Genomic DNA, 8,325 nt, shown 5'->3' with positions numbered 1-8,325 from the left:
GTGCGAGGAACTGATGAAGTTCACGCTGCTGACCCGGGATGTCTCGGCCCATCTCACCGACCGATACAGCGAGCGCAAGGAAGACGCGGCGAAGCTGGTTCAGCGGGTCAAGCTCAAGTCGATCTGAGCCCGGCCGGACTAATTGCTTATTTCGAGATTTATCGAAATATAGTTGACAGGCGTCAGCACCCGCGATATTGCTATTTCCATGATTATCGAAAAAGCAGCCTCCCAGCTCGAAGCCCTCGGCAATGTAACGCGCCTCAGCATTTTTCGGGCGCTGGTCCGCGCCGGCGACGACGGCCTGCCTGTCGGGCGGCTCCAGGAAAAGCTCGACATCCCGGCGTCGACGCTCTCACACCATTTGAAGCGGCTCGTGGACACCGGGTTGGTTGTGCAGGAACGCCAGGCGACGACACTAATCTGCACGGCCAGCTACCGCGACATGAACGCCCTCATCGGCTATCTCGTCGACGAATGCTGCGCCGACGCCGGCTGCGCCAAACGACCGGAGGTAGCGGCCGTGTGACCGCCCCCTTTTTTGCTCTCATATTTCGAAAATTCGGGAAATACAAAAGGAGCTGCCATGACCTCGAATGAAAGCCTGCCCGTCGCCGTCGTCGGCGCTGGCCCCGTCGGGCTTGCGGCAGCCGCCCGCCTTGTCGTGCGCGGCATCGAGCCGCTGATCCTGGAACGCGGCGCTTCCGTCGGCGCGGCGCTCCTGGAGTGGGGGCATGTGAGGGTCTTCTCCCCCTGGAAATATAACATCGACGACGCGGCGCGGAACCTCCTGGATGCCACAGGCTGGGCGGCGCCAGTGCCGGACCATCTGCCGACGGGACGGGAGATCGTCGAGGACTACCTTCTGCCGCTTTCCGGTGTCCCCGCGATTGCTCGCGGGCTCAGGCTCGGAGCAAGCGTGACCGCAGTGGCGCGCAGCGGTTTCGACAAGGTCTCCTCCATCGGGCGTGACGAACGGCCGTTCGTCGTCCGCTACTCAAACGGAGACGGCGAGCACGACGCCATCGTCCGGGCGGTCATCGACGCGTCCGGCACCTGGGGGCAGCCCAATCCCATGGGCGCCAACGGTCTGCCMGTCCGTGGCGAGCGGTTCTCCGACCGGGTGTCCTATGGTATTCCCGACGTCGCCGGTACCCGGCGTGCCGACTTCATCGGAAAGCGGACGCTCGTGGTCGGGAGCGGACATTCCGCCATCAACGTCGCGCTGGCCCTGATGGAACTGCAGGAGACCGATCCCCGGACCGAGATCTTCTGGGCGCTCCGACATCACGGCGTCGATCGCCTCCTCGGCGGCGGCCTGAACGACCAGTTGCCCGAGAGGGGCGCGCTCGGATTGGCGGCCAAACGGGCGATTGTCGACGGGCACCTGAACATGCTGACCTCGTTTTCGGTGCAAGGCCTGACCAGCGAGGACGGCCGCGTTTCGATCGAGGCTCAGGCGGGTGGAAAGCCGCTCAGGCTCGGTGTCGACCAGGTCGTGGTCGTGACCGGCTTCCGGCCGGACTTCGCGTTCCTGCGCGAGCTCAGGATCGAGGTCGATCCGGCCGTCGAAGCGCCGCCGGCGCTCGCGCCGCTGATCGATCCGAACCTCCATTCCTGCGGGACAGTACCGCCGCAYGGCGTCGAGGAGCTTGGCCACCCCGAGAAGGACTTCTATATCGTCGGCTCCAAGTCCTACGGCCGCGCGCCGACCTTCCTGATGAAGACCGGATACGAGCAGGTCCGTTCGGTGGTCGCTGAGATCGCGGGCGACCATGCGTCCGCCCGCAGCGTCGAACTCGTCCTTCCCGAAACGGGTGTTTGCAGCGCAGTTGTTGGTAGCGCGCCGTCGGGCGGATGTTGCGGAGGTCCCGCGCCGGCCGCGGTGGATGCGTGCTGCGCGGCCGACGCGGTGGCGAAATCGGCGGGGAAATCCGGCTGCGGTTGCCCTCCATCCGGCGGGCAATCCGAACGCGTCAGCGAAGGCGTTTGACGATGGAGGACAGGAAACTGCCGCTTTGGACGGTCTGGGGTCTCGGCGTCACGCAGATCATCGGATACGGCACGTTGTACTATGCCCTCAGCATTCTCGTGCCGGACATCGCCCGCGATATCGGCCGATCACCGGAGTGGGTGTTCGGGGCGTTCTCTCTTGCCCTCCTTGTCGGAAGTCTCGTTGCCCCGTTGTCCGGACGGCTCGCCGACATGATCGGCGCGGGGCGCCTGATGGCGGCGGGCTCGATCGGCGCCGCGCTCTCGCTTGTCGCGACCGCGATGTCGCCTGGCCCCATAACCTTCGCCATAGCGCTGGCGCTCACCCAGATCGTCTCGGCCGCCGTCCTCTATGCAACGGCGTTCACGGCGATCGTCCAGGCCGGCGGGCGGAGCGCACAGACGTCGATTGTCCATCTGACCCTCATTGCAGGCTTCGCCTCGTCTCTGTTCTGGCCTATGACTTCGTGGCTGCATGGCGCGCTTTCATGGCGGGAAATCTTCCTCGCCTATGCCGGACTGAACGCCTTCGTCTGCTTTCCCGTGCACCTCGTCTTGGGAAGGCTGACATCACGCGCGGTTTCCGATGCCCGGGGCGAGCCACGCTCGTTGAAAAACGATGCACCGCGCCCGAGCAACGGCACGCTGGTGTTTTTGCTGATGCTCGTCGGCTTTGCCGTGGAGGGCTATGCCCTATCGGCGATCCTGGTCCACATGGTTCCCCTGACACAGGCGCTCGGCCTCGGCGCAGCCGGCCTGCTCGTGGCAGCGCTGTTCGGACCCGCGCAAGTCACCAGCCGCCTCATTAACCTCGTCTTCGGGCGCGACCTCTCTCAGATGTGGCTTGCCGTGATCGCTGCGGTGCTGCTGCCGATTGGCCTGGCGATCCTCCTTGCCACGGCGCCATGGATGGCGGGAGCCGTCCTGTTCGCCATCTGCGTCGGCCTGGGTTCCGGTCTGACGAGCATCGTCGGCGGCACTTTGCCACTGGAGCTGTTCGGACGGGAGGGATATGGCCGCCGTATTGGCTGGTGCACATCGGCCAAGCAGTTGACGGCAGCGCTCGCTCCGGTCGGCATGTCGGCCTCGATGTCGGGGATGGGGGTCGTCGCGTCGCTGTGGCTGGTGTCTGCGGTCGGCGTGATCAGCGTGCTTGCCTTCGTCGGCATCACGCTTGCGGTCGAGCGTCCGTTTGCAAGGTCGAAGACGGCAGCAGACAGCGTCTGATCAGATCGTCATCCTGAATGCCTCCCACCCTGGTGGCGGGTTCGTCGCCGGCGAGGATCTTCCATCATCCGAACATAGGCTCCCAATAGGGCCGAAAGTTCCGCCGTCGGCTTGCGGCGGCTCGTCGCGGGGCGTCGGTGTCTTTTTTGCTCGAGCGCATCCGCATGCTGCGCGATCAAGGGGGCGTGGCCACCCGCCAAGAGGATGGAACGCCGCCAATGTGCGGCCATGGCATCTTCGTCGGCGGTCAACCAATCGGTTGGTCGGTTCGCAAGCCGTTCGACACATCGGATGCGCATCGATGTGGACAGGCTACTCAGGGACGCCGTCGGAAAGCGATCGGAAACGCTGGGCATGCGCAGCAGACGTTGGACGAGCACGCCGCTGCGTAGTGACCCGGTAATCGCCTCCAGCCGGCAAATATCGTTGATGCACTGGTTCAGCCGCACAGCCGGCGGGCTCATCGGAACTTTCGATGCGCGGCGCAGATCGAAACCACAGCGAATGCAGAAGTGCTGTGGGACGAGTTCGGTCTGATCGAAAGCTGCAATGCGGCTGCGGCAGGATGGGCATCGGTCGCGCAATCCGCAACGATGCGTCGCGCATGAAACCTGGATCGCCAACCGCCATTGCTGCCGAAAATGCGGCTGCGCGTCCTCGGCTAGGCATCGGGGGCAGAACTGCAGCCAGGTCGAACTGTCGCGTCGTCCGCTGCTGCGAAGCGGCAAAAGGAGCGGTTTCAACGATGAGCGCGTCAGCATCATCGCCGAGAGTCGCTGTGGTGAAATACCGGTGTGCGCGCGAAGCAGGTTCTCGACGTCGGCCGGAAGCTTGAGGTCCAGCGAGGCCGACCACATCCCGGCATTCAGCCCGAGCACGCGGGCGAATGGTCGCGGCGCAATCCCGTTGGCATAAGCGAGCCGATGCAGCCAACTCGACAGCAACTCGTCGTGCTGCGGCGTGACGATGACGGGCCACTTTTCCGAAACGACGTCACGGTATCGCTCGCGGATGTCGATCGTCAGGCCAAGATCATCGACGGCCGTCATAGAAGGCTCTGGCGCAGAGGCGAGTTGCGACGCTGCGAGATCGGCACATGGGGCAGATCATCGACGCCGGCCTTGGTAATGCGTTCCGCACCCGACTTGATCGCTGCGATGGCCGCCTTCGTGACGATGGCGACAATCTCGCCAATCAGCCCCTCCGAGAGGCTGAATATCAGGCGTGCCAATGGTTCGTTCGACAAATCCGAACATCGGGAGAGCGGCAACGCCGCCTCGAGGCTGTCGAGGAGCATGAGATAGTCCTCGTCATATTGCCACCGTGGAACCGCGATCGGATCAAAGCGGCTCGCCATCTCGCTGGTGGCGTTGACGAAGTCGTAGACGGCGACCTCGCCGATCAGCACCGGCGAGACATCGAACTGACGACCGATCCGCCTCAGGAAGGCAAAGATGGCCTCGATATCGCGGGCTCGGCCTCGGAGCGCATTGTGGAATTCATCGAAGATCAGCACTCTCGGTCTGAGGCTAGCCAGCAAATGATCGAGTTGCTCGGCCTTGCGGCCGACATCCCGCATGTCGGCGCCAGGTGCCCGCAATGCCTGGAGAACGCTGGCATAGAAGTGGCCAAGACCGGCGCCTTCACGGGTCTGGGCTATCCACACTTTCTTTTCGGATGCAGTTCTGAGATGTTCCACCGCAAACCGCTCGGCAATCATCGTCTTGCCATTGGCATAGGGGCCGACCAACATCAGGCCCTGGGTTCGCAATGACACTGGCCGGGACAGAAGCTCGGCCAGCCGCCGGTGGGCGTCCTTCGCCACATCGTGCCCGATCCAACGCGGGGCGCGGATATAAGCGATCCGTTCTTCTCGATCACGCTCGAGATACGGCCGGACGTGGTCAAGCAAATGATCCGACATGTCCGCTACCAGTCCTCCACCGGTAGCGTGCGCTTCTCGCGTGCCGGATGCTCGGTGGGAGCCGGTGCTTGTGGCCGCACGGCTTCATATGGCTTTACGGCCGCGGTAGCGTGCGCGCTGCGCACTGCGTCGCGCAACTGACGCTTGGTAGGTTTCGCTGCAGCCGCAATTGCCGTGATATCACGCCGAAACGCCACCTTCTCGACGCTTGAACGGTGGTTTGCTGAGCGCCGGAAGCTCCGTTCGGCTTCTTGCTCCCACAGCGTCAGCGGCGTTCGCTGACCGTCGCGTCGCTCGACGGGTCGAAACTGCCGGGTCTCCGGATCACGGATATAGACATGGCTGATGTCCCGCGGATCGTATCGCACCTCCAGTTTTCCGAGGCGATCACGTTGTGGAATGAGGGCACCGAGCCATGGCGAATAATAGTGCAAGGCGAACATATTGATCCCCTGCGGCGACAACTGCCTTTCCGCGCCCGGCAGAAACGACAGCAGCACGCGCTGTGGATCGTCGTCGAAGCGAGGCAGAGCCGCCCCGTTGCGGTGCCATTCCGTGGTCGGCACCTTCAGCGTCTTGGAATTTTCCTGAAGATTGTGATCGATCACGGCGAGCGCAACGCATCGCTCCAGATCTGCGAAGTTCAGACGAGCGCGCTGCTCGGACGGATATTCGTCTCGGTCGGCCACCGAGCGTCCCGACGAACCCGGATAAGTGACGAGAACTGAATTGAGCTTGCCCAGCAGTCGTTCGACCACGCCGCCCTGGTGGACTCGGCCGCGATCGCGATAGCGAATCCGGATACCATAGTCATCGCAGCCACGTTGGAACGCATGCCCCTTGAACTCCTTCGCCGAGTCCGTGACGAGCAGCCGCGGCCGGCCAAACATTGGCCACGCATGATCGAGATTGCGGGCCGCAAGCCATGCGTCTTTTGGGCAAATTGCCTGGGCGAGACAAAGCGCGACGGACAAGACCGAAGGCTTTTCCAAGGTCAGGCAGAAACCGAGAATGGCTCGTGTCGCCACATCGGTGACGATCGTCAGGTAAGGACGACCGACGAACACTCCGCCGCCGTCGACGACCTCGACGAAATTGATGTCGGTCGGTGTGTGATCGATTTGACAGACGTCGAGCGGGTGCGCCGCATGAATGTAGCCCGGCCGTGGTTTCAGCCGCAGCAGGTGCTTTAGATTGGCTGACCGTTTCTTGGCAATCTCTTCAGGCGAAAACAACGCCGGAATGCGGCGGCCGACGGTGACATAAGAGGGCTGGGCGAGGCCGGCTTCTTCGCAGCGGGCGCGGATCTCGGCGACGACGGGTGCGAGCGGAGGCGCCTCCAGGATCAGCCATTGCTCGCGTAGTGTCGTGCAGATGATCTCCTCGATCGCTTCCACAAGCCGCTTGCGCCGGGTTTCGGCGGTGCGCGGCAGCATGGCTGTCACCGTCCGATTGGTCCTATAGCGGGCCAGAAGATTGTAGATTTGCCGGACGGTCAGCCGCAGCTCGGCCGCCGCACGCGCAATGGCAGTCTGCCTTGAGCCGCCATCATCAAGAATCTTGTCCAGCTCACGCGCTATGCGGCGCGCCGTCGACCATTGGTCGGCCGAGATTGCTACAGCCGTCGTCGTTGTTCGATCGTGCAATCGCTTTGGCAAAATTGGAGGTTCACTGAAATCGTTAGCGGAAAATCGTGTTGCATTTATCGACCAAACCTAACGGGCGTATGACGTTTGCGGGTTTGAAATCACAAACTAAAAGCCACACCGGTATCGCCTTAACGCGTCTCGACGAGCGCATCGCCCGCTCGCCGGTCGGGCAGGGCTGGATTGAGCGCACCCACTTTGCCGACGCCTGCGCCTCGCTGTGGATCGACGGCGAACTCGTCCATCTCGAAGACCTCGTCCTCCACGACGATGTCCGCGATATTCGCACACCGACCCATGAGCTGACAATCGCCCGCGACGTGCTGCGCACCCGCCGGCGCATCGCCGCCCAACTCCCCGGCTGGGCACTGTCGGCCGACGGTATTCGGACGCTGCGAAAGACCTCGGAGATCACGGCGGCTGACACGGACGAGGCGACGACCGCCGATGCCATCCGGCGCGCGGTGAACGATTCGGAAGGCGAGGGGGAAGACGCCGACGACATCGAAAATCTTCCCGGCATCGACTATGCCGCCATCGATGCGGTGTTGGCCCGATCGGAGGCGGCGATCAAGAACGCAACACGGCCTGGCCGTGGCGGCGCGGCGGAAAAAGATCCGTTGGTCTATGATCTCGACTGGGACGAGGATTCCAGGCTCGACGAATGGCGCGGCGTGTTGCGTCAGGCCGAAAATTTGCCGGCGGTGGTGCAGGCCATCGTCGCCTTGGATGCCTGGAACGAACTCTCCGTCCTTCAGCACGCCCCTTGGCTCGGCCGGCTGCTGGCCGCGTCGATCCTGCGCCAGGCCGGCGTCACCACCGGCGCCCATCTGGTGGCGATCAATGTCGGCCTGAAAACCATTCCGGTCGATCGGCGCCGGCATCGTGATCGGGAGACCCGGTTGCTCGCCATCGCCCAAGGACTGATCGCCGCCGCGGAGACCGGACTCAAAGAACATGACCGGCTGACGTTGGCAAAAACGATGATGGATCGAAAACTGGAGGGGCGGCGGACGTCGTCCAGACTGCCGGAGCTGGTCGAGCTGGTGATGGCCAAACCGTTGGTGTCGGCAAAAATGGTGGCGGAGACGCTCGAGGTCACGCCGCAGGCGGCGCGGCGGATTGTTTTGGAGCTGGGCTTGAGGGAGATGACGGGGAGGGGGAGGTTTCGGGCATGGGGGTTGTTGTAGCACTCTTCACCTGGCCGTAGCGCCTCCCAAACCCGATTCAGAATTTTCGCCACCGAGGCTTTTTGGCTTTGATGGCGACGGTCTATTTCTAGCTGGGATACCTCAGGATTTCAGTAATCGTCGGGCCCACCCGCCGGGAAAGCTTCGACATATCCGAAGTCGACAGTAAACGTTCGTTGGCTGACAGATATCTCGTGAACTTGGATCCCCTCGGAAACGTCGCGATCGGCGATGATCGTGAGGGACATCGTAACCTCACTGTTGGTTTCCGCGGACTCGCTGCCCATTCCGATGTGTTCTTTATCGACGCTGTCCCATATCGAGAAGCTGAAGTGGGCCTCGAAGG

8 protein-coding genes and 1 pseudogene are annotated in these 8,325 nt (G+C 63.0%); 5 read left to right on the top strand and 4 right to left on the bottom strand.

Features of this window, described 5'->3' with window-relative positions:
- The 4 genes and pseudogenes from AC1D17_RS26560 to arsK all read left to right on the top strand — a co-directional run.
- Positions 1-127, top strand: a pseudogene (locus AC1D17_RS26560) (arsenical resistance protein ArsH); the annotation flags it as partial.
- A gap of 81 nt (positions 128-208) precedes the next feature.
- Positions 209-529 carry an ArsR/SmtB family transcription factor gene (locus AC1D17_RS26555; RefSeq protein ID WP_112840517.1) on the top strand — a complete coding sequence of 107 codons (321 nt, stop codon included), beginning with the start codon at positions 209-211 and terminating at the stop codon, positions 527-529.
- Positions 530-586: 57 nt separating this feature from the next.
- Complete coding sequence (locus AC1D17_RS26550; RefSeq protein ID WP_112849399.1) at positions 587-1,993, top strand: FAD-dependent oxidoreductase; 1,407 nt, start codon at positions 587-589, stop codon at positions 1,991-1,993.
- Positions 1,994-1,995: 2 nt separating this feature from the next.
- The gene (gene arsK / locus AC1D17_RS26545) at positions 1,996-3,219 is read left to right on the top strand and encodes an arsenite efflux MFS transporter ArsK (protein WP_112840499.1); all 1,224 of its coding nucleotides are present in this window, start codon (positions 1,996-1,998) and stop codon (positions 3,217-3,219) included.
- Between the two features lie 8 nt (positions 3,220-3,227).
- Here arsK and AC1D17_RS26540 read toward each other — a convergent pair whose 3' ends face one another.
- The 3 genes from AC1D17_RS26540 to AC1D17_RS26530 are packed head-to-tail and all read right to left on the bottom strand — an operon-like array spanning position 3,228 to position 6,801.
- A complete protein-coding gene (locus AC1D17_RS26540) occupies positions 3,228-4,268 on the bottom strand; it encodes a TniQ family protein (RefSeq protein WP_112840498.1) in 1,041 nt (346 codons plus the stop codon).
- A complete protein-coding gene (locus AC1D17_RS26535; RefSeq protein WP_112840497.1) occupies positions 4,265-5,143 on the bottom strand; it encodes a TniB family NTP-binding protein in 879 nt (292 codons plus the stop codon). The genes AC1D17_RS26540 and AC1D17_RS26535 overlap by 4 nt, the downstream gene beginning before the upstream one ends.
- A 5-nt stretch (positions 5,144-5,148) precedes the next feature.
- Positions 5,149-6,801 (bottom strand): transposase, encoded by a 1,653-nt coding sequence (locus tag AC1D17_RS26530; RefSeq protein WP_477568254.1) that lies wholly within the window; start codon positions 6,799-6,801, stop codon positions 5,149-5,151.
- Between the two features lie 68 nt (positions 6,802-6,869).
- Between AC1D17_RS26530 and AC1D17_RS26525 the strand changes: the two genes are divergently transcribed.
- Positions 6,870-7,979 (top strand): RHE_PE00001 family protein, encoded by a 1,110-nt coding sequence (locus tag AC1D17_RS26525; RefSeq protein WP_477568255.1) that lies wholly within the window; start codon positions 6,870-6,872, stop codon positions 7,977-7,979.
- Positions 7,980-8,089: 110 nt separating this feature from the next.
- Here AC1D17_RS26525 and AC1D17_RS26520 read toward each other — a convergent pair.
- Positions 8,090-8,325 (bottom strand): hypothetical protein (locus AC1D17_RS26520; RefSeq protein WP_477568253.1); only part of this gene is annotated, 236 nt, incomplete at its 5' end.

The sequence above is a fragment of the Pararhizobium sp. P1_E7 genome (assembly GCF_056405855.1).
This window is presented reverse-complemented; position numbering and strand designations above follow the sequence as displayed.